Raw genomic sequence first — 21,555 nt, 5'->3', positions numbered from 1 at the left:
ATATTGATTAATAATAAAATTTTACGGGACACTAGTGAGGGCATTATTATAAATCCAGTAATACGGCCCAATAAAATCACATCGGCAACTCGATTCTAATACCTGTAAAGGTGTTTGCCTTAGTATAAATTAAATGATTCAATTTCTCATTTAAATTTACCCTGGAACGAATTATTTTCTTTGAAGGAAAAATGCATTTTATTCACTGTTTTTCCATTTGAAGGTTGTTATAGAATGGGGCTGAAGTTTTTGTGTTATCACTTTATTATTCCATACTATGTTACAATCACTTGCTTCGTCATTGTTGATTACATTCAATACTATAGTGCCGTCGCTATTTTTAAACCCTACAAAATTTAGCTTAGAGCTGCCTCCTGTGCAATTTATCCGGAAAGCTCCCGGCCTTACAAACCTGCTGAAATGTGCCAGGTAATAATATAATCCAGTATATGAAACCTTTTTAGTATTTCTGTTTATGATCACGACCGGTTGCTGAGCGTTTTTATCAGGATCCCCGTGCTCTGTTGAAATTAACCATGGCCCACCGTTTTCATCCAAAACCATATTCCAATATATCCAGGCTGATACCCAATTTTTCATATCATTAACAATCATATTCCCCCAAAATTCTCCATCTTCAAATCCATATACAGGTAATTTAGTAGGGCCACCTGGAGGAACATTATTAACATCGGGTCCATACGCATAACAAACCTCAGTTTGCCATATGGGAAATTCGGGATACTTATTGTGTAAGTCAGTGAGAGTAGAAAGTTTATCCCAGTCATACCCATGCACTGTAAGAGAATTAACATATTTCCGAACTTCAGCATCATCCAGACCGGCAGGAAATTTTTCTATGGCTTCCGGCCTGTTGGAACTCTCACCAAACTGAATCTTTGTTGTCAGACCATCTGCTACTAATTGCGGTGCAACAAAGTCTTTTATCATCTTACCAATCTCTTTATAGGTCACATTCGAATACCATTTATTATTGGCTTCATTAAACAGGTTAAGGTAATTAATAGTCACTCCCTTGGCAGCATAGTCCTGAATGTATTTGGAGTAATACCTGGCCAATGCAGGATAATATTGAGGTTTGATATGCTTTTCACCCGCTTTCAAACTGTAATACATCCAATCTGGTGCAAAATCCATCGGAGATTCAATTTGAAAGTTGCCGAATTTTTTGGCCTTCCTGATAAAGGTGATCAATCCATCAGGTGCTAAATCTCTTTTAATAGTAAAGTGCTTCATCAAGGTATCGTCCCTGGTTTCATTATAGGAATACCATTGGCCGGCCGAGGCAAAATCGCAGGCTGCAATGGGTGACTTCATCATAGTAAATCCTGCGCCTTGCACGGAATCAAATAAAGATTTAAATACATGGTTTTGGTCTTTAGAAGTCAGGGAGCGAATACTAATCATTCCTGCTTCATTAAAGGTGGCACCGAACCCTTCTATCTTTTGAAAAACAGTTCTTTCATCTATTGCTATTGCCGGTTCACCTGAATCGGTATTTATAGTAAATTGTACATCGGCTTTTCTAGCAAACCGGTCACCCGCCATCGATGAAGTGTAAACATTAACAGTGGGCCCTTTCGATGGCACTTGTTTAATAATTTTATTACTTTTTTTATTACTTTCTCTTTTATTTTGAGCAGTAGCGAACTGGGTGCTTGCTCCTAAAAAAAATCCGGTCAGAATAAACGAAATACATTTGTGATAATACATATCATGATTTTAACATAATAAGGAAAACGCTGATTAAACTATAAAAAATTAGATGTTAAAACAATCAAACACCTTTCCAAACCCGATTGACAGCTGATAATTCAATAGCTTCCAATATTTCCTGGCATTTTACACCATCTTGAAAAGAGGGGGTAAACGGCGTATCTTCAACAATAGAACGGACAAATTCTGCTACTTCAATTGTAAACAAGTCAGCATAGCCAATACCATGGCCCTGTGGCCACCAACCGCCTTTGTATGGATGCACATCATGCGTAACATTTATTTTTCGAAAACCAGCTTCCTTTGGTGACAGATCGTTATCATAAAACAAGAGGTAATTCTGATCTTCAAAATTCCAGACTATAGAGCCTTTTTCACCATTCACTTCTATCGTGTTATAGTTTTTTCGACCGGTAGCCAGGCGTGTTGATTCATAACAACCGGTGGCACCACCTTCAAAATTGACGAGAAATTGTGCCACATCATCTACCGTAACTTTCCCTTTCGGACCGCTTATATTGTTACTGTCCAAAGGTCTTTCTTTAATTAATGATTGCAGGTTGCCTATTACTTCTTTAAAAGTTAAACCTGTAACAAAACGGGTAGCATCTATTGAGTGAGCACTTAAATCGCCCAAGGGGCCCGATCCTGCAATTTTTTTATCAAAACGCCATACCATACCGAAGTTTGGATCGGCTATCCAGTCCTGTGCATACCTGACAAATACATGATAAATCCGACCTATTCTTCCCTCCTGAACCAATTGTCGTGCTAAGGCCAGGGATGGTGTAAAACGATAGGAAAAACCGCAGCAATGTTTTACTCCAGCTTTTTCAACGGCTTCAAGCATCTCCCTGGCTTCGCTTAAATTGTTAGCCATCGGTTTTTCGCATAATATATGCTTACCGTTTTTGGCTGCCTCAATAGCTATTTCTTTATGCAAATAATTTGGTGTTGCAATAATAATGAGGTCAATATCATCTCGTGTAACTACTTTGCGCCAGTTAGGTTCACAGCTTTCCCAACCATACTTATCTGCAAATACCCGTAAATTCTCTATGCTATCTTCAGCGCATAAACACTTCATCGTTATTTTGGCAGGTATATCAGTCCACATAGTTGCATTTCGGAACGCATTGGAATGAGCAATGCCCATAAACTTACGCCCGATCAGGGCAACTCTAATTTCTTTCTTGTTCATATTCCATTTAAATTAAAAAAGATAAACCTATTGACAGGCCGCAAGGAACTGCTTTGCAGCAGTTTCAATTTCAACATCAGTTGAATTAATATTGATACCCCATCCTGCTCCTAAACCTCCATCTACCACCCCCACACTAATATTCATGGCACGGCTAAGAATATCATCTGTTTTTGGATATGATCCTTTTGTATGGGGTTGTCCAACTTGTTTCAGGTAATTTAAAATATGCTCCATATTAGCATATACATGCCATCCGCTTTGATCTATCGTTTTTGATCCCAATGCATTTGAAACTTTTGCAGCCTTCTCTTTGGTATCAAAAATAACTGTACAAAGCGTAGCACAATCTCCTTCGGGATCGTTTAATGTTCTGAATTTAAAACCTTCAGCCTTAGAAATCAGGCTTTTTAGTTGGTTTCTTTTTTCACGAAGCGTAGCTACAATTTTATCAAGTTTACCTAATTGAGCAAGACCTACAGCAGCAGTAAGTTCATTCATACGAAAGTTTAATCCAAGCACGCTGCGGGCACCGACTTCAACACCTAACCTGCTTGGGCTATGGCCCTGATCGTGTATCGCAAAGGCCGTTGCATAAAGTGCTTTATCATTAGTTACAACCAAACCGCCATCACCGCTGTTTATGGTTTTGAACATATTAAGAGAGAAAGCGCCCATATTACCTATAGTACCAACTTTTTCTCCATAGTACGATGCACCTGCGGCCTGACAACAATCTTCCAATACCAATAAATTATGTTTTTTAGCAACAGCCATGATTCTATCCATATTGCAGGGATTACCCAACATATGTACAGGCATAATTGCTTTTGTGCGGGAAGTAATTCGTTTTTCAATATCATCCGGATCAAGTGTCAGGCTTTCATCAATTTCGGCCAACACCGGAACAATTCCAAGAAAAATAACTGAAGAATAACTGGCAACAAATGTATATGCAGGAACAATAATTTCATCGCCGGCTTTAAGACCTAAAGCCACTAATGAAGCAAGTAATGATGATGTTCCTGATGATGTTGCCAATGCAAAATTTGCCCCACAATAATTGGCAAATTCTTTTTCTAAAGTATAGACTTTATGAAGAAATTTCGGATCATTTTCGCTTCCATAACGAAAAAGATACCCACTTTGCATAACTTCCATTACTGCTTCCCTTTCTTCTTTTCCAAACCAATAAGCGCCCGGACCTGGCATAATAACCTCCTTTTTTAGTTTAATTAAAATATATTGATAACCATTTATTCATTTATAATCCCAGCTTTCAATCAAAAAAAAACTTGCAACCAAGGTATATCAGCACATCAAAACAACAATCCACCCATAAGTCTGGCACATCTAAGAAAAATCGATCATAATAGTTCTTTTCCGAAAACCTTTTGTGCGGATAGCCAAATAAAGAATCCCTATCAGCATCCAGCTTCCCCCTATAATAAATGTCATTAAAGGCAAATTAAGCCAGATAATCAGGCAAATCAGAAAGCCAATAAAGGAAGGAAGGAAATTCAGCAAAAAGCTTTTTATTGATTTTTCTTTGGGCTTGAAATAGTATTCACGTATCGACGAAATATTTACACCCATGAATGCAAAAAAAGCCCCGAAATTAATCAGGCGTGCACACTCTTCATAATTCAACAAAATGGCTCCAAGTAAAGCCAGCGCTCCAACAATCATCACATTATAATTGGGGCCGGAATGTTTTTTATCCAAATGCCCAAAAAATTTTTTAGGGATCACACTATCCCTTCCCATGCCATACAAAAGCCTGGATGCACCGATTTGACCTGTTACTCCGGATCCGACACTACCGAGAAGCAGGATAAATGATAAAGAGGCATCCAACACAGTACCACCAACACGATTTGCCACTGACATAATTGCTGTATCCAATGCGTTGTTCCGTGCCGCTTCATCTGATAATCCTTGTGTAAAGGAAGCCCAGTCCGGCCAGGACACTTGTGCAAGATATATCTGGGCACCACTCCAGATACCTGTGATCAGGCAAGTTATCACTGCAGCTAATAGCACATTTCGCCTGGGATTTTTCACTTCTTCAGATAAAGTCGTTAAGCCATCAAACCCGATATAAGTCAAGGCAGCCAATGCTGTCGCAGGACCTAAAGATCCCAAAGAAAAAGAATCCGGATTATAAAAGGGGCGTGAAGAAAATAGGCCACCAATTCCATTTTTTATAAAAATGTACCGAATGGCGGCTGCCATAAAATAAAACACTACCACACTCATAATAATCATCAAAATCCAATTGGCTTTGGATGCCAGCTTAATACCATTTAAATTGAGTAAAGTAAAGCCGGCTGTAAAAAATAATATCCAAAAATAATAGGGAATGAAAGGCAGGAGATGGTTTGCAGTAATGCTGGTAAAGATCACACAAATGATCGGTATAAACAGATAGTCAAGAAACATTGACCAACCGGCAACAAACCCTAGATATGGGTGCAAACTCTTGCCTACATAAGTATAAGCAGACCCTGCTTCTGGAAATCTGTTCGCCATTCGCCCGTAACTCACTGCAGTAAAAATCATTGCTACCATTGCAATGAGAATGGAGGTAACAGCATGCCCCCTAGATATATCGTTAGCATGACCAAATAACGGCAAAGCAGCAACCGGTTGAATTAATATAATACCATAAATGATAAGATCACTGAGCGACAGTACCCTGCGCAATTTAACGACCGGGGCGATTTCTTTGTCGGTCCCTAAAGAAGCCTTCTTTTTCCTGACAGCGTATTCATTTTTATTTTTCAACGGAACTCTTATTATTTTAATTTATTGATGATTTTACTCAAGGACATAGATATTGATTTCAATGTTAATAGCCGGGGTTCTGTTTCAATGTACCAACGCCATTTTGCATACTTAGATCAATTTGAACTTGGGGGATAGGGTATAATTCATTTTTTCCCTTAGTAAAGGTTGCGCCGTTCATATACTGGAAATTGTACCCCGGAATATGAGTTTCATGCTGTATATAACTATTTAACACATCTGTCATATACCCCGTGCCGCTATCATACCGTTGCAGATCGAAAAACCTGTGACCTTCCATTGCCAATTCAATTTTTCTTTCAAAACGGACGGCTTTACGGGCATAGCTCTGACCTTGCGCAGCAAATTGTCCGGTATAAAGGCCTATCTTATAATTGGCAGCGGGGGCATTGGTAAATCCTTTTGAAGGATCGTTGTTATCTACATATGAATGTACCCAGCCTTCAGGATTGGCTGCACGTTCTCTAACCATATTTACATACTTTTCCGCCTGAGAAAGGCTACCCGCCTCTACTTCACATTCTGCTGCCCATAATAAAACATCTGCAAAACGAATCATTACATAATTGTTAGAAGTAACCTGGTTTACGGCCCAACCATTATAAGTATCACTTGTTGATGCCTGGTCTGCTTTATAATAAACATTTTTAACAGAAACATATGGTCCCATAGCATCCTGTGAAACAATCCATATCCTTCCCGGCATCACCCCCCAATCAAGGTATGGAATACCTCTTCTTCCTGCTGTATAATCCAGCCTGGGGTCCAAGGTTCCTGTATAAGGTGTAAAGGGAGCATCGCTTGCTATACCTTGATCATTTTTTACGTCTGAATCATTCCAGGTATCAAGTAAAGGCAAACCTGCAACCGGATCTGTTTTAAAAGAATTTACAAGACTGAAAGAAGGTTGATAAAATCCGCAACAGGTTGCAGGTCCGCCACTACCAAAATTCAGTACATCACCGGCATTACCATTAGCGCCATTGGCATTATCATGTACTGTCATCTGAACAGAAAATACTGCCTCCGAATTATTTTTTTGGGAAGGGTTGAAGTTGTCAGCGAATTTTTTAGTCAGCGCATATTTTGTACCCGATGATGTTATTCCATTCGCTACAATATCCGTCAGCAAAGTCTTTGCTTCGGTAAATTTTTGTTGAAACATATAGGCTTTTGCCAAAAATGCTTTCGCCGCCCAACTGTTTGCACGTGCAATCTCACTTTTGGTATCTTTTAAGTTTATTGCTGCAAACTGAAGATCCTCTTCTATTTTAGGCCATATAGGTACTGTATTGGGAACATTATAATTATTATTGGCAAAACTTATCGTTTCATCTACATAGGGAACATTTCTCCATATTTTAGCAGCTTCAAAATGATAGACAGCGCGTAAAAATCTTGCTTCTGAGGTAATTTGTTTTGCTTCTTCATCTGATATAGAACCATCTGTAACTGTAGCCAGTATTCTTAATACATCATTGGCACGTTGTACACCGGCATATAGCGCTATCCATTTTTCATTAAAAGGAAGGATAACCGGCGTTACTGTATAATTTTCAATTTGCTGGTATTCCGATATATCGCCATATTCTGAGCCTTTATGCGCATCATCCGATGCTATTCCACCCAGTACCCAATTACTTACTGGTGTATAGAAAGGATCTCCGGTGCCACTTTGCCCTACTCCATCTAGCAAGGAATAAGCTCCAATTAATAAACCTTCAACTCCCGCTTTATTTGCCAGGGTAGTTTCACTAAGCGAACCTAAAGGTTGTTTTTCAAGATACGATTTTTTACAGGCATATAATAATACCAGGCAAGTCAGGCAGATAGCAATTATAAATTTATAATTTGATTGTTTCATAATTTTTTTAATTTAAAAGAATACTGTTAAAATGTAACATTTACCCCCAACAGAAAATTTTTCTGGTTATTTGGATAATTACCATAATCTACCCCAAAAGCTGAACTGGCTTGATTACCTCCCAGGCTTCCAGTAAGTTCTGGATCCAATCCGGTATATTTAGTGATAGTAAATAAATTAGCAGCCTGTAGGTATAACCTGAACTTGCTAATGTTATATCTTTTTAATATTACTGGATTAATACTATATCCCAGTATTAAAGATCTTAATTTAAGGAATGAACCATTTTCTTTATAATAAGAATTGAAAACTCCATTCGTGCTGAATGTGCTTGCATATTCTGCTATAGGAGTTTTAGAATTGAGGTTCTGAGGAGACCATGCATTCTTTAAAACGTTACTTTTCCCTTTTCCTTCAGATGTACCAAAGAAATCAGTATAATAACGTACAAAATTAATGGCATCATTTCCCTGAGAACCGTAGAATATAGTTGATAAATCAAATCCCTTATAAGTTACATTGAGGTTCAGACCATACGTAAAGTCAGGGTTAGGATTTCCAAAGAAAGTACGGTCTTCGGGTGTAATTTGACCATCCCCATTTAAATCCTTGTACCTGAAACGTCCGGGTGCGGCATCTGTTTGCGTTGGAGATTTAGCCACATCGGAAGCATCCTGGAATAAGCCTACCACTTCATATCCATAGAAAGAGCCTACCGGATGTCCTACCTGATTTCTAACCAAATTACCAATACGGGAACTGGAAACATCAAAGTAGCCGGGATCAGGAATTTTAACTACTAGATTCTTATAGGTAGTAACGTTTAAACCCACATTAAATTTAAAATCATTGGTTATAGTACCATGATAGTTCGCAGAGAAATCCCATCCTTTATTTTGAATATCACCTACGTTTATGGTTGGAGGATCAGCATTACCAGTAGTTGCAGGCAATGGTTGGGGAAACAATAAGCCGTTAACAGATTTTTTATACCACTCAACTGAAATATTTACTTTGGAATTAAGAATAGTGGCATCAATTCCCACGTTTGAAATCACATCCTGCTCCCATTTTGTGTTAGGGTTGCCATTTCTTGACTGAAAAAATCCTTGTCTCGTTGAGCCGGAGCCGGTTATATCATAATAGGAAGTGCCAAATCCTGAACTGAACAAGGTAAAGGCATTTGAAGCACTTACGTTAGCTTGTGCACCTAAGATTCCGTAACTCCCTCTAACTTTTAAATCATTTATAAAAGTTACATTTTTCATGAAGCCTTCATTGGATACCCTCCATCCCAGCGAAAAGGAAGGGAATATGCCATATCGTTTGTCAGCGCCAAATACAGAAGATCCATCCCTTCGTACTGTGGCCCCCAATAAATATTTATCTTTAAAAGAATAATCTAAATGGCTGAAAACAGAAAACAGCGAATTGACATAAGAGTTACTATAATTCGTAACATTACTTGTGCCATTATTTAAAAAAAGGTAATTAGGATTTGTGGAGAAAAAACCGTTGGAACTGCCTCCTAATGCCTCTCCGTAATTTTTTACAGCTTCAGAACCTGCTAACAATTTAATGCTGTGTTTACCAAATGTATTAATGTAATTTATGGCATTCGTCCAGGTATAACTACTATTAAAAAATGCATTTTCATTATAACTATTCTGACTGGTGTGGCCCTGCTTGTCATTGTAAGCATTAAAAGTAAAATTATGGCTGCTCTGGTGATCAACAGTACCGCCAAAACTGCTACGGGCAGTAAAGTGCTTAAGGAAACTAACTTCCGCATATACATTACCTATTACATCCCATGAATTATTTTTGTTATTTGCAGTGCGTTGCTGAACCGCTACTGCATTTTCTACCGTTCCCAAGTCAGGCCCTAACCAGGTACCACCATAATTTCCTTTTATATCATAAACAGGAATGATGGGCAGGGTTCGAAATGCTAAAGAAACGGCATTGCCTTCCTGTTGATTACTGAAGCCCGGGTTTTGCTTGTAAAATAAATACACATTTTCTCCTATCTTAATATTCTTATTTATTTTAAGCTCAGTATTAACACGGGCTGAATATCTTTTTAAATAAGTATTTATTAATGTTCCCTTCTGATCTAAATAACCAAGAGAAAACAAGTAATTAGATTTATCAGTTCCACCACTACCTGTAATAGTATGGCTCTGCATCGGTGCTGGTTTAAAAATTTCGTGAAACCAATCAGTACCAGACTTATTTATTCTTTGAATCAGGTAATCATTTTCCGGGTTGGAGGCATCAAAATTATAATTTACAGGATTGACTGCAGGGTCTCCTTCCATAGCCGTACCTGCGTTTGAAGGACCTGCATATGTGTAATCGGGAAGCCCATTTGCAAATAATATAGTCCCGGGATTTACTTGTTTAAAAAGTGTAGCATAATCCTGAGAATTTAATAAATTAAATACATTGCCTTTGGCAGGAGATTGATTACCATAATAAGAATCTAAGGATAGAGTTGGCTGACCTGACTTTCCTTTTTTTGTGGTAATTATAATTACGCCGTTGGAACCCCGTACGCCATATATTGAAGCAGCCCCTGCATCTTTTAAGACCTGCATAGACGCTATATCATTTATATTAAGATCCGTTAAGCTACCTTGTACGCCATCCACAATAATTAAAGGTTGTGAATTTCCAAATGAAGTTACACCACGGATAAAAATATCATTACGACCACCAGGTGCTCCGGAGCTAATTACAGTTACCCCGGCAGCTTGTCCTTGAAGTGCCTGTTCAGCAGAACCTGTTGGAATGGATTTCAAGGCATTCATATCCACCACTGCTACTGAACCAGTAATGTCCTTTTTCCGTTGATTAGAATATCCTGTAGCAACCACAACTTCATTTAATAACTTTAACTCTTCTGATAGTCTTACATTCACAATGCTTTTTCCACTGATTGCAATTTCTTGTGTAGCATATCCAATATAACTAAATACTAACGTTCCATTATCAGGTACATTAATAGTATATTCACCATTAACATCGGTAGTAGTGCCTGCATTAGAACCTTTCAAATTTACACTTACTTTTTCAATAGGATTTCCGGTACTATTTATTACTTTCCCTTTAATAATTTTATCATTTACCGTATTTTTTACAGCCGCTGTGTAAGTATAAACTGCTTTAGTAGTAACACTCTGCTGATTTGTTGCCACCCCTCCTGGCGAGCTTCCATTTTCAATAAACTGTTTTTGAGCTACTATGCTGTAATAATTTTCCTTCACATATAGAAATATAAAGCCATTAGGGTAAAGAATACTTTTCAATACTTCTTCTATCGGCTTATCTTTTGTAGCCTCTCCTTTATAAACCATGGTTTTCCCTTCCAACAAAGATTTTTCATACACAAACTGTGTGTTAAATACATCACTTACCTTTTTTAAAGCACTGGTAAGAGACATGGTTTCATTTCCCTGTGTTTGAGCAGCCGAAGAGGTAGTTTGGGCATATCCGCTATGCTGGGTTGCAGACAAAATAAGCGGTAACAGTACCCAGGCAATTAACTTAATTTTCATCATAAGACAAGTGTTAGTTAGTAATTAAAATTTATGTAATAGGCAATGCGTTTATAATAACCAACAGGACATCGATCATCCCATAAGCAAGTGAAGGAAAATTGTGCATGATCAATTTCTCTTTACTATTGTATTTCTATTAAGAGCCACGAAAAAAGATTTTTACCCCATCAAATAAAAATTTTATTTAAAAATAAATATGTAGTATTGATGAAGAAAAACCTGGAACTATAATCAGTAATTTTTTATACAACTATATAAAGAATTGCAGAATTAAATAAATAATACCCTTACTTGTAATGTTTGCCAGGTTGCTAAATTTATTTTCTTTTATTTTTATTATAGAAGCAATAAGAGATAAACTATTTGATGAAAAAAAACAATAAGACGCTACTCATTTTTGATTGCGATGGCGTTTTGGTAGACAGTGAGCCATTAGCCAACAGAACTATTATTCAATGTTTAAAGAAAGAAGGCTTTGATGTAGATGAAGCCTATGCTTATAAACATTTTCATGGCATTTCAACCCGAGATTGTATTGCACATATGGAATTAACTTTTAAAAGAAGGGTTTCCGATAATTTTGTTGAAACACTTTCGCTTTTGACCAATGAAGAAATTAGAAATACGCTTCAACCAATTCCACATATAAAAGAGGCGCTCGCCACGCTTTCTTATCCCAAGTGTGTTGCATCAGGAAGTGAACCTGAAAAAATTCTGCTTTCCTTAGAAGTAACCAGATTGAAAAAATACTTTACCCATATATACAGTTCCTTGCAAGTACAAAGAGGAAAACCTTTTCCGGATGTCTTTCTTCACGCTGCGAAAGAAATGAACTTTACTCCTGACCAATGCATAGTTATTGAAGACAGTAATCCCGGTGTACAAGCATCACTGTCTGCAGGAATGAAAGTATTATTGTACAGATCTGCATTGGAAGATAAATCAAACCTGCCAGAAGGAGTAACTGTATTTACAGATATGGCTCATCTGCCTACTCTTATCCCCCAAATAATTCAAAATAGTCATTTACAATAAATAAACCTTTTTCAAATTTTAATAATCTTTGATTGTTTTTCTTTTTATTTTTTGTACGAAGTAACTTCTAAATCAAACTAAGTTTTCGGATGATTAATTTCTCCATTACTCCATTTTGTGATGTGATTAACCTGTTCTTGAGTTGAATAAATTATATGCATGGTCCCAGTATTGATTTTGGAAATTCAAGCAATTCTGACCTCGATCCGCGATTCATTTTTACGTTTAATTCTGCATGACCAAGGGGGACAACACCCTTGGTTTTCCAAGTTAGTATGCATTTTAAATTGCCACTAACTTGGGTGGCTCGCCGTAGGTGTCCTTTACCGCTCGTTTTCATCTTATACTGGTCAACTCTTATCTAAAATTCAAAAACAATTGCTTTTCATACAATTAAAAACTAGCGTATTCCTAATTGCTGTACCTGAAGCAAAATAAATTTGAAAATGCACCTCAGTGGCCTTTGTATTTCCTCGGCCGTTCTTATTTTCTTTTTAATTCTATCTTATAAGTCATTGCTGACAATTCTTTTTCTGTCAGCGTTCCAGGCTTCTTATTTCTAAGTTCTTTTATTTTAGTAGCATTTATGGCATCTGTAGGTTTTGACACAAAGGCATTATGTAAATACTTAATCATATCTTCTATTTGGCTATCTGTATAGTTATTTCCAAAATTAGGCATGCTACCATTAAATTTATAAAGCACGCCGTTAACATGTACAGGCCCTTCTAAGCCGTTTAAAATGATAGTCGCCAACCTTTCTGAGGGGCCTTCCACATATTGGGAGCCTTTTAGCGGAGGTCCTATATTTTCAATACCTTCACCAGCGGTGCCATGACAAGTAGAGCATGTAGTACTAAAAATAAGTAATCCATTTGTTCTTGCATCATTTGGAACTCTCTCATTTACGAAGATTGAATTCATTTTTCCATCGTTCCTATTTTTAATGGTACTACTTAATACTGAGTCTATTAGTCCATTGGTGGTCTTGCTAAGGATTGGGTTATTTAAAAGTGCCTGGAATTTTTCTTCAATTCCGTTCAAACTGCTTGTCACAGCTTCCTGGTAAATAGCAGTACCTCGATAGATTTGAGAGATTTTCGCAAGTATAGGCAAAAAAATCCCACTTGATACCTTAACCCAAGGGCCAAGCGAAGTTGCCAGGTAAATATTGATAACAGAATCATTTTTATTCAGTAAAGTATTTGCTAAGGCCGCCATTGATTGTACATTTTCAATCGTATTGTACTTTTCCAACAGAGTTAAAGCATGGGCCGATAGCATTGGATTATCTCCGTTGGCAGCCACTTTTTGAAGCAATTCAAGGGACAGCGTGTTCCCCTGCAAATTGATAATTCATAAATAGATTGTTTTTTTATACTACTAAAACAATCCCTGCTGTGCTTATAGAAGATATAAACTGTTCGGCTTCTTCCTGACTGTTGCAATACACAATAATATCATCGGCAGACCGTTCAAACGGATTGGATGGTAAGTACTTACTGACCCAAAATCAAAGTCATGATGCGGGTCCAGATTTGCAAGTAATAGACTGGCAACATCTCCCTGAGGTGTACCATTTTGCCTTGCAATGCTTCCACCCCCTGCTTTATACCCTTTTCAACCACGGCTCTGCGTAAAGCAGCACCTATTTTTCCCGCGCATGATGATTCAGTATTTTCATAATCCATTCGTGACTGATATTATTAAAAAAACCTTTGGTGTCTAAATCTATCACCCATGAATGATGTATGCAATTGTGCTGGCATTGTGCCAGCGCATCGTGAGCACACTGTAGCGAATTGCGAACTAAACGACATTTGATATGAAAGTTAAAAATATGCCCGATAAACCGCCTACTGAAATATATGTTCCTAAACTAAAAGAGAAAACTAAAGCTAGTGGAACGCGTTAGAAAATCATTCACTAAATTTGAATTGAAGACTGATGATTTTGGTTTTGCGAATGCATCATTATCTCCAACATCATAAAACATTAGTCAGAATTCTCTATCACATCACTATATTCCTTAAAACAATTGCCAATGAAAAGAATTGCGATTTTTTTACATTCATTATGTTTCGTCATTTTTATTTGCTTGCAAGCCAGTGCTCAAAAACTGCCCACACGCTGGGATGAAATAACCGCGGCCGACTGGAATAATGCTTTAACCAAAAGCAGCAAAACCTGCATTCTCCCAATTGGCATATTAGAAAAACATGGTCCGCATGTACCCGTGGGCAGCGACCTGATCCGTGTGCGTGAGTATGCTTTACGTGCTACCCAAAAAGAATACGCCGTAGTATTCCCCGATTATTTTTACGGGCAGATAAACGAAGCCAAACACCAGCCTGGTGTATTTGCGTTGCCCGAAAGAGTGGTATGGGACCTTCTGGAAAATACCTGCGATGAAATTGCAAGGAACGGATTTAATAAGATCATTATTGTAAACGGTCACGGCGGTAACCCTGAGCTAATAAAATATTTTATACAAACAAGGCTTGAAAAAGAAAGGAATTACGCCGTGTATTTTTTTCAGCCATCCTCCGATTCTGCCTTTAATAAAAAGGTAACTGTCCTGCGGCATTCCGATGCTGAAGGCGACCAGCATGCTGGCGAAAAAGAAACATCGGAAGTATTATATTTCCGCCCAGAACTGGTGCAATTAGACAGCGCCAAAAATGAGTCCGGTAAAAACCAGGACCGGTTATCCATACCAAATGTGTACACAGGTATCTGGTGGTATGCCGATTTTCCAAATCACTATGCAGGTGAAGGTGATAAAGCTACAGCTGCACTTGGTAAACTAGTAGCGGATCATACAATCAGCCAGTTAATTGATGCTGTTAAAGCTATTAAAAGCGACGATAAAACATTGAAGCTTCAGAAAGAGTTTTTTGATCGTGTGAGAAAGTGAAAAGAGATATGAATTAATAACATCGGCAGCACAAGAAAAACAAGAAATAATTCATAAAATTTAAAATTGTATTTATGACATGGATTGGTGTAAGACTAAGACCTAAGCAAGCAAGTTTTACTGAAATTCACACTATGGCAGACCCGTTAGACGAATCACTATTGCAAACAATAAACAATTATTACAAACTAAGCACCGGTTTTAGATGGAAGAAAATGTTCCAAATGCCATAAAGGCCTGAAATTTAGCAAAATCTTATTAGATATAATATGATAAAATTAAGACAAGCGCAATTTTTAGACTACTCCACAATTGCTAAGTTACATTCGGACAGCTGGAAAAAGAATTATCGAGGTATTCTAAGTGATCATTACCTGGACAATGAAGTTGCGAATGACCTCCTCAATACATGGCATCAAAGACTCACATCTCCAAGCGAAAATCAATATATTACTGTCGCAACTTCAGAAGATACTATTGTAGGTTTCTGTTGCTTGTACTTAACTGAAGACCCCGTATTTGGATCATTGATTGACAATCTGCATGTTTCATCAAGCCTACAGAGATCAGGTATTGGTAAAATGCTAGTTAAAACCTCGGCAAAATATATCTGTGACCATTCGGAGGATAAAAGAATGTATCTAACGGTATATGAGGCCAACACGAACGCAAGAATCGCTTACGAAAGACTTGGAGGAATAAATTTGGAAACTTTCAAAAAGGAAAATCGTGACGGTACAATCTCAAACACCTGTCGAATTATTTGGGCTGACGCTTCGAAATTGACTTAGAAAAATTTCGTCATAAAAGCCCAGTATAATGGGTGGCGAGGTCTCTATCGGCAAAGAAGATGGCGGCTATTATTTTAGCTGATAACCCCGAAGTCATAAAGGGACTTCAGTCAGGCACCATAAAACATATGATTGTACCGTTTAATTCCGAACCTGAGGAAAACAATATGTTTGTGTCAAAGTTCCTCAGCAAAGCAGCACTTGAAACGCTCGTCTATAAAGTCGGGCCGGTTGAGGAATGGCTGAATGAAATTGTAGATCATCCACAACTTGACTACATAAGGAATTATGTACGTAGGGGAGATAAACCTGCATACTGGGAATATCATCAGCGGCGGGTTTACAATGAAGGCGACCAATTTTTAAATAAGAAAATATCTATTGAACCCTACGAAATTCTACACGAATTTGACTTTATATATTCTGACGAAGGAGAACTTTTCTTTGTACTGGTAATTATGAGTATGGAGTATGTTGTCAGTTTAGCTGAAAGTAACATAAGTAGATATAAAAAATGGCTACTACAAAACCCCGGCAAGTTTCCTTTGCAATCGTATGATGAAATAAAAGTAAAAAAAGGAGAAAATGTGAATGATTGGTTGGGTAAAAAGCTGAGCTTTTATTCAAAATAGCATTAATAACAGCTTAAAAAAAGAGATAGTATCTTTGTTCTATGTTTTACCGCAGAAAAATTATATTGGCCTTGTTACAGGTATTTGGTGGCAGATTGGAAAAAATTAATCTTCAAAAGTTACTGTTCCTGGTATGTCAAAAACAAAAGGAACCGGAGTATGATTTTATACCATACTTATACGGCTGTTATTCTCATTCAGCCAAGGCTGATTTGTTTACAATGGTTAAAAAGGATTTTTTAATTGAGGACGAAACCGGCTATTCAAAAAAGGACCGAAAAAACTATTTGTCTTTGTTAGATGAAGAAGACAAAAGATTGGTGAACCAGGCTTATGTGTTGTACAATAAAATGGACGGCGATGGATTGATGAAACATACTTACACAAACTTTCCTTACTATGCCATAAACAGCACTACTGCTACCAGGTTATTGACAAAGGAACAACTGATAAAAGTGGATGCAATTCGACCCAATGTAAATAGTACAACTCTTTATACTATTGGATATGAAGCAATATCGCTGGAAGCTTATTTAAACAAGCTAATTAAGAACGATATAAAAGTATTGGTTGATGTACGGAATAATCCACTAAGTCAAAAATTTGGATTCTCAAAAAGCCAGCTAATCAATTATTGCAAGGGGTTAAATATTGAATATATTCATTTCGCTGAAGTTGGCATACAATCAGAATACAGGCAGGAGTTAAAAGAGCAAAGCGATTATGATAACCTCTTTACCAGTTACAAAAAGAAAACACTTCCAAAAACCATAGCTACACAGGAAAAAATACTTGGCTTATTGAAGGAAAAGAAACGAATTGCATTGACCTGTTTTGAAGCAAATATTTGCCAATGCCATCGTAAACATTTAGCAGAGGCCATAACACTACTTAAAGCTTGGGATTATGAATTAAAGCATATTTAGAATGGCCCTTACCAAAGTACTGATTGCTGTAAAAACTTACCCTTCACTCTCTACAAAATATGATGAATTAGTGTGTACTGCCGGCTTTTTAGAAAACGGAAGTTGGATAAGGATTTTTCCCATTCCATTTAGAAAATTAGAGTACGATAAAAGATACAGTAAGTACGATTGGGTAGAAATTGATTTGACAAAAAACACTGTTGATTTTAGGCCTGAAAGTTATAAACCCCGGTCAATCGAAAATGCATTTAATGTAGTTGGCCATGTAGAAACGCATAATAACTGGAAGGAAAGAAAAGATATTGTTTTAAAGAAAGTTTATACAAATCTCACCCAACTTATATCGGAAGCGAAAGACAAAACAATAGCCACATCGTTAGCCACTTTCAAACCCGCTGAAATTCTTGATTTTACTTTAGAGCAGGTTGAACGGGAATGGGATAAAGAAAAACTGGCAGCACTTAAAGCAAAAGCCCAACAACTACATTTGTTTCAAAATGCTGAGAACCCTTTTGATGTTGTAAACAAACTGCCTTTTAAGTTTTCTTACCGATTCAAAGACGATGCTGGTACCATATCCAAATTAATGATTGAAGATTGGGAAATCGGAGCCTTGTATTGGAAGATGTTAGCGAAGTATGACAGTCATGACCGGGAAACAAAAGCTTGTGAAGATGTAAAGAAAAAATATTGGGATGATTTTGCCTTGACAAAAGATCTGCATCTATTTCTGGGAACTGTGTATGAAAGCCATGTAAAAAACTATCCGAATCCATTTGTTATTATTGGCACATTTCATCCTACGTTTCCAAAACCTGTTAAAGAAGAACCTCAATTAAAGCTGTTTTAAAAAAGCTAAATCCTTGTACTGTTGATGAAAGGATTGCGACGCAACGACAGACTGTGCAAAAACTAAAAATTGCGGTTTAAAAAATTTTTTTCGCCCTGCAACTTGTTTTTAATTTCATTACAGGCAATCTGCCAGTCCCTATTTTTTAGGCTGCTATGCCTGTTGATATCATTTGCCATCTGCTAATGCACTTTAATAAGCGTGTGTTTGGCGGCTTTAAAGCAGGTTGGTGCTTTTTGAGCTTGTCTAGCAATACTGTGATGCCTAATATTGTTATTGCCCGCCTTAAATTATACATGGTAAATATGATGGCCATTTCTCCATTCACTTTTTCAATGCTTTTAAGCAACGTGTAACTATACCCCCAGCTTCTTTTTATGGTGCCAAAAGGGTGTTCTATTATTTGTTGCCGCTTTTTGTATAATGCCCCATTTTCATCTACCCGTTTATTGTTGGCATCTATGGCATCCTGGTAAGTACTGCGCTCTATCGCCCTGCCGCCTTTTTTTACTGTGGTGCATAAATGTTTTACAGGGCAACCGCTGCATTGTGCTGTACTGTATCGTTTTACCAGATAAGTTGTTCTGCCAATATGTTTCTTTTCATACTCCACTCCATCAGTACTAAGTATAGCTCCCTGCGGACAGCTGTAACAATCTTTGTTTGCATCATAACTAAACTCGCTTGTTTGATACGCAGGATCTATTTGTGATGCCCGGTTGTTGCGATCAGGATAGGCCACAACGGTAGTGATATGCCCTGCTGTGCATTCCTGCAATTGCTTGCCGGTATGGTAGCCTTTATCGGCCAGTGCCATTATTGTTTCCACTTCTAATACCTGCATGGCTTTACCGGCCATTGTACTTAACTGCCCCTGGTCGCCTTCATTGATGGTATCAAAATCAACAATAACGCTATACTTGCTGTCGGCTACTGTTTGTATATTATAACATACGTTGGTGATGTCATCTTTAACTGGTAGTGAGCGGCTCTGCCCATCGATGGTGCTTACCTGCTTATCACCACTGGCGGTTAATGCTTCGGTAAGCTGCTCATATTTTTGTTTGCGTTCTTTAAGTACGGCTATCTTCTTTGCCACTTCCTGTTTCTTCAATGCCCCGGCCTGCTTATCTTCTATAGCATCATACTCATCTAAGAGGGCAAGGTATTCCTGTGTTTTATTTTCTATATAGCTGCATGTTTGGCAAGGGTAGCCTCGTTAAAATTATTCTTCTTATTATTTTGTGCCCTGATTTTTGTGCCGTCAATTGCTATCGTTTCTGCTGACAGTAACTCTTCGCCTTTTAAAAACGATACAAACATTTTAAAGGCTTTTTTAAAGGTTACTGCATTGTCTTTACGAAAGTCGGCAATGGTATGGTAGTCGGGCATCAACTGGTGCAACAGCCACCACAATTCTATGTTCGGGTGCATTCTGCTTCCAACTTACGGGAAGAACGGATACGGTTGAGGTAACCGTAATAATACAGCTTCAGCATATCCTTTGCATTATAAGGTGGACAGCCTTCTTTCTTTACCGTGGTTTTTGTAAAACCAAGAACGGCTAAATCAAGTTGCTCCACAAACAGGTCTATCAGCCGCACAGCATTGTTGTTTGTTATTACACAATCCAAACTGAACATGCTCATTTGTTCCCGTGCTATGCCTTGTTTATAACTCATATTACTTAGACAATGTTATTATTGCTTTTGATGTACCTTATGATAAGTTGTGGGTAAGTCATCTCTTTTTTTTGATTTTAGTTTTTGCACAGTCTGACGATGATACTATGAAAAATGAAGTTGGTATTACTATTTCTTAAATAAAACTTCGATCATTTACAGTTATTAAACATGAACCGTTCCGGCTTTTTAAAACAATTAGTCGCTTCCATTGCAATAGGCAAACTACCAGTTTTCATTACAAAGGATTTCAGGAAAATATACCTGTTACAATATTTTGTTGCAGGCTTTCGACACTACGAAGGAACGCAATTGCTGGATAGTATGAAAGAAGGCGATTTATTGGAACTGGTAAGGGCGCCGGAGAATGAGTACGACGACTGTGCCATCGCACTGCATCTACAAGGCAAGAAAATAGGTTTTATCCCTTCTTTAGTCAATGAAATGCTAAGCTATCTCTTGGATTCAGATGCACTGAGTTTATTTGGAGTAATAACACATTTGGAAAAGAACTCACAGCCCTGGGAGAACGTAGCTATGGCAATTTACTTTGTTCAGGAAGTTAACAAGGATATGCCAGCCCACGCCAGCTATTTAACCAGGATAGAAGCCCCTCATTATAGCACATTAAGCAAAAACAAAAATGAGGTAAAAAAAGAAAGGGTTTTAACGCTGGATCATCTGTTTGATGATAGTAACCGGGTGATCAATCTTGATACCATTCCTGCTGAACAGGTTGAAGCAAAAAACCATTTTGAAAAGTACTATTCCAAATATCCTGTTTCAATAAACAAACCAGGCAGATTTCTCCATATTAAAGACGACGGGATATACACTTATATGTACGAAATTGGAGATGATATTCAGTTGGTTAAAGATAATAATGGCGAAGAATTTATGGAGTTTTTTCTTACTTAAATCAGCCAGAAGGAATTTATATTTTAAGTTATATTATAGACCAGCAACTTCTTTATTTTCTTTGGTGTCAATAGCGGATTTAAGTAGTCCCAACGTTCCCTTTTCAACAGTTGTTTTTGCATCTTCAAAGTCATACCAATTTCCGTCTTTTGTCTTGTATAGCTTGCACGAATTTTGACCGCTCTCGTCTCCGTTTTTTGAAAAGTTATATTCCTGTAAAACGGCAATATTATACCCTAAAGCGTTCTTTAATTCGTTGGGAGAAATAGAATAATAAAATGAACTGCCGTCTTCCAACACAACCTGGTTACTAAAAACATGCTTTAGGGAATCTCTCATTTCACAATAATAATTCAATCTGTTTGAACTTCATGAAGAATTGTTCACATGGCTAAATATTAGCCATGCAAATTAGGCTTTTGGTATAATATTTCGCCCTTTTCGGGTATTGGATTGACCGTGAAAAATGATCGTTGTGAGTTTGAAAATCTAATTTTAATGAAGTCGCTATTCCCCTTTTGGCTATCTCACTTGCCGCATGCTCTTGTATTCCTGGGAACAAAAATTACAGATTTACTTACATTAATCTTTTTCAAGGCGAAATGTGCCGGGTCTTGCACATGGCAAGATG

Annotated in this window: 19 protein-coding genes; 7 read left to right on the top strand and 12 right to left on the bottom strand. The window is 37.5% G+C overall.

Annotated features, from left to right (window positions below):
- Window positions 1–198: 198 nt before the first annotated feature.
- From QWZ08_RS00165 to QWZ08_RS00140, 6 genes are all read right to left on the bottom strand, one after another.
- A complete protein-coding gene (locus tag QWZ08_RS00165) occupies window positions 199–1,734 on the bottom strand; it encodes a glycoside hydrolase family 30 protein (RefSeq protein WP_290335122.1) in 1,536 nt (511 codons plus the stop codon).
- A gap of 64 nt (window positions 1,735–1,798) precedes the next feature.
- A complete protein-coding gene (locus QWZ08_RS00160; protein ID WP_290335121.1) occupies window positions 1,799–2,938 on the bottom strand; it encodes a Gfo/Idh/MocA family protein in 1,140 nt (379 codons plus the stop codon).
- Between the two features lie 27 nt (window positions 2,939–2,965).
- Window positions 2,966–4,150 (bottom strand): DegT/DnrJ/EryC1/StrS family aminotransferase, encoded by a 1,185-nt coding sequence (locus tag QWZ08_RS00155; protein WP_290335120.1) that lies wholly within the window; start codon window positions 4,148–4,150, stop codon window positions 2,966–2,968.
- A gap of 141 nt (window positions 4,151–4,291) precedes the next feature.
- Window positions 4,292–5,725, bottom strand: a complete 1,434-nt coding sequence (locus QWZ08_RS00150) for an APC family permease (protein WP_290335119.1) — start codon at window positions 5,723–5,725, stop codon at window positions 4,292–4,294.
- 64 nt (window positions 5,726–5,789) lie between these two features.
- On the bottom strand, window positions 5,790–7,610 hold the full coding sequence (locus tag QWZ08_RS00145; RefSeq protein ID WP_290335118.1) for a RagB/SusD family nutrient uptake outer membrane protein: 1,821 nt from the start codon (window positions 7,608–7,610) through the stop codon (window positions 5,790–5,792).
- Between the two features lie 26 nt (window positions 7,611–7,636).
- Window positions 7,637–11,173, bottom strand: a complete 3,537-nt coding sequence (locus QWZ08_RS00140; RefSeq protein ID WP_290335117.1) for a SusC/RagA family TonB-linked outer membrane protein — start codon at window positions 11,171–11,173, stop codon at window positions 7,637–7,639.
- A 366-nt stretch (window positions 11,174–11,539) separates the two neighbouring features.
- Here QWZ08_RS00140 and QWZ08_RS00135 point away from each other — a divergent pair, with 366 nt between their 5' ends.
- On the top strand, window positions 11,540–12,208 hold the full coding sequence (locus tag QWZ08_RS00135; protein ID WP_290335116.1) for an HAD family hydrolase: 669 nt from the start codon (window positions 11,540–11,542) through the stop codon (window positions 12,206–12,208).
- Between the two features lie 483 nt (window positions 12,209–12,691).
- On the opposite strand, the gene QWZ08_RS00130 is transcribed toward QWZ08_RS00135, so the two are convergent.
- Together QWZ08_RS00130 and QWZ08_RS00125 are read right to left on the bottom strand one after the other, a co-directional pair.
- Window positions 12,692–13,516, bottom strand: a complete 825-nt coding sequence (locus QWZ08_RS00130) for a c-type cytochrome (protein ID WP_290335115.1) — start codon at window positions 13,514–13,516, stop codon at window positions 12,692–12,694.
- Window positions 13,517–13,707: 191 nt separating this feature from the next.
- Complete coding sequence (locus tag QWZ08_RS00125) at window positions 13,708–13,899, bottom strand: hypothetical protein (protein ID WP_290335114.1); 192 nt, start codon at window positions 13,897–13,899, stop codon at window positions 13,708–13,710.
- Between the two features lie 353 nt (window positions 13,900–14,252).
- Between QWZ08_RS00125 and QWZ08_RS00120 the strand changes: the two genes are divergently transcribed.
- The 5 genes from QWZ08_RS00120 (at window position 14,253) to QWZ08_RS00100 (ending at window position 18,324) form a co-directional block, all read left to right on the top strand.
- Window positions 14,253–15,125, top strand: a complete 873-nt coding sequence (locus QWZ08_RS00120) for a creatininase family protein (protein WP_290335113.1) — start codon at window positions 14,253–14,255, stop codon at window positions 15,123–15,125.
- Window positions 15,126–15,394: 269 nt separating this feature from the next.
- Complete coding sequence (locus QWZ08_RS00115; RefSeq protein WP_290335112.1) at window positions 15,395–15,916, top strand: GNAT family N-acetyltransferase; 522 nt, start codon at window positions 15,395–15,397, stop codon at window positions 15,914–15,916.
- A gap of 173 nt (window positions 15,917–16,089) precedes the next feature.
- On the top strand, window positions 16,090–16,548 hold the full coding sequence (locus QWZ08_RS00110; protein WP_290335111.1) for a hypothetical protein: 459 nt from the start codon (window positions 16,090–16,092) through the stop codon (window positions 16,546–16,548).
- Window positions 16,549–16,619: 71 nt separating this feature from the next.
- Window positions 16,620–17,474 carry a DUF488 domain-containing protein gene (locus QWZ08_RS00105; protein ID WP_290335110.1) on the top strand — a complete coding sequence of 285 codons (855 nt, stop codon included), beginning with the start codon at window positions 16,620–16,622 and terminating at the stop codon, window positions 17,472–17,474.
- A gap of 1 nt (window position 17,475) precedes the next feature.
- Entirely contained in the window at window positions 17,476–18,324 is an 849-nt protein-coding gene (locus QWZ08_RS00100) for a DUF8758 domain-containing protein (RefSeq protein WP_290335109.1), read from the top strand.
- Window positions 18,325–18,469: 145 nt separating this feature from the next.
- Here the strand turns inward: QWZ08_RS00100 and QWZ08_RS00095 are convergent, their stop codons facing one another.
- The 3 genes from QWZ08_RS00095 to QWZ08_RS00085 form a co-directional block, all read right to left on the bottom strand.
- Window positions 18,470–19,438 (bottom strand): transposase, encoded by a 969-nt coding sequence (locus QWZ08_RS00095; RefSeq protein WP_290335108.1) that lies wholly within the window; start codon window positions 19,436–19,438, stop codon window positions 18,470–18,472.
- Between the two features lie 71 nt (window positions 19,439–19,509).
- Window positions 19,510–19,758, bottom strand: coding sequence for a hypothetical protein (locus QWZ08_RS00090; RefSeq protein ID WP_290335107.1), 249 nt, complete (start codon window positions 19,756–19,758; stop codon window positions 19,510–19,512).
- Window positions 19,743–20,006 (bottom strand): transposase, encoded by a 264-nt coding sequence (locus tag QWZ08_RS00085; protein ID WP_290335106.1) that lies wholly within the window; start codon window positions 20,004–20,006, stop codon window positions 19,743–19,745. The genes QWZ08_RS00090 and QWZ08_RS00085 overlap by 16 nt, the downstream gene beginning before the upstream one ends.
- Before the next feature lie 171 nt (window positions 20,007–20,177).
- Between QWZ08_RS00085 and QWZ08_RS00080 the strand changes: the two genes are divergently transcribed.
- Window positions 20,178–20,924, top strand: a complete 747-nt coding sequence (locus tag QWZ08_RS00080) for an HIRAN domain-containing protein (RefSeq protein WP_290335105.1) — start codon at window positions 20,178–20,180, stop codon at window positions 20,922–20,924.
- A gap of 33 nt (window positions 20,925–20,957) precedes the next feature.
- Here QWZ08_RS00080 and QWZ08_RS00075 read toward each other — a convergent pair whose 3' ends face one another.
- Window positions 20,958–21,263, bottom strand: a complete 306-nt coding sequence (locus QWZ08_RS00075; RefSeq protein ID WP_290335104.1) for a hypothetical protein — start codon at window positions 21,261–21,263, stop codon at window positions 20,958–20,960.
- Window positions 21,264–21,555: the final 292 nt, after the last annotated feature.

Source organism: Ferruginibacter paludis, assembly GCF_030409685.1.
GTDB lineage: Bacteria > Bacteroidota > Bacteroidia > Chitinophagales > Chitinophagaceae > Ferruginibacter > Ferruginibacter paludis.
This window is presented reverse-complemented; position numbering and strand designations above follow the sequence as displayed.

Bases quoted from the DNA above. Each gene is read 5' to 3' on its own strand.
- QWZ08_RS00135 (WP_290335116.1), top strand. From the start codon at position 11,540: ATGAAAAAAAACAATAAGACGCTACTCATTTTTGATTGCGATGGCGTT.
- QWZ08_RS00090 (WP_290335107.1), bottom strand. From the start codon at position 19,758: ATGCACCCGAACATAGAATTGTGGTGGCTGTTGCACCAGTTGATGCCC.
- QWZ08_RS00085 (WP_290335106.1), bottom strand. From the start codon at position 20,006: ATGAGTTATAAACAAGGCATAGCACGGGAACAAATGAGCATGTTCAGT.
- QWZ08_RS00115 (WP_290335112.1), top strand. From the start codon at position 15,395: ATGATAAAATTAAGACAAGCGCAATTTTTAGACTACTCCACAATTGCT.
- QWZ08_RS00075 (WP_290335104.1), bottom strand. From the start codon at position 21,263: ATGAGAGATTCCCTAAAGCATGTTTTTAGTAACCAGGTTGTGTTGGAA.
- QWZ08_RS00120 (WP_290335113.1), top strand. From the start codon at position 14,253: ATGAAAAGAATTGCGATTTTTTTACATTCATTATGTTTCGTCATTTTT.
- QWZ08_RS00160 (WP_290335121.1), bottom strand. From the start codon at position 2,938: ATGAACAAGAAAGAAATTAGAGTTGCCCTGATCGGGCGTAAGTTTATG.
- QWZ08_RS00125 (WP_290335114.1), bottom strand. From the start codon at position 13,899: ATGGATTATGAAAATACTGAATCATCATGCGCGGGAAAAATAGGTGCT.
- QWZ08_RS00080 (WP_290335105.1), top strand. From the start codon at position 20,178: ATGAACCGTTCCGGCTTTTTAAAACAATTAGTCGCTTCCATTGCAATA.
- QWZ08_RS00165 (WP_290335122.1), bottom strand. From the start codon at position 1,734: ATGTATTATCACAAATGTATTTCGTTTATTCTGACCGGATTTTTTTTA.
- QWZ08_RS00100 (WP_290335109.1), top strand. From the start codon at position 17,476: ATGGCCCTTACCAAAGTACTGATTGCTGTAAAAACTTACCCTTCACTC.
- QWZ08_RS00140 (WP_290335117.1), bottom strand. From the start codon at position 11,173: ATGATGAAAATTAAGTTAATTGCCTGGGTACTGTTACCGCTTATTTTG.
- QWZ08_RS00155 (WP_290335120.1), bottom strand. From the start codon at position 4,150: ATGCCAGGTCCGGGCGCTTATTGGTTTGGAAAAGAAGAAAGGGAAGCA.
- QWZ08_RS00145 (WP_290335118.1), bottom strand. From the start codon at position 7,610: ATGAAACAATCAAATTATAAATTTATAATTGCTATCTGCCTGACTTGC.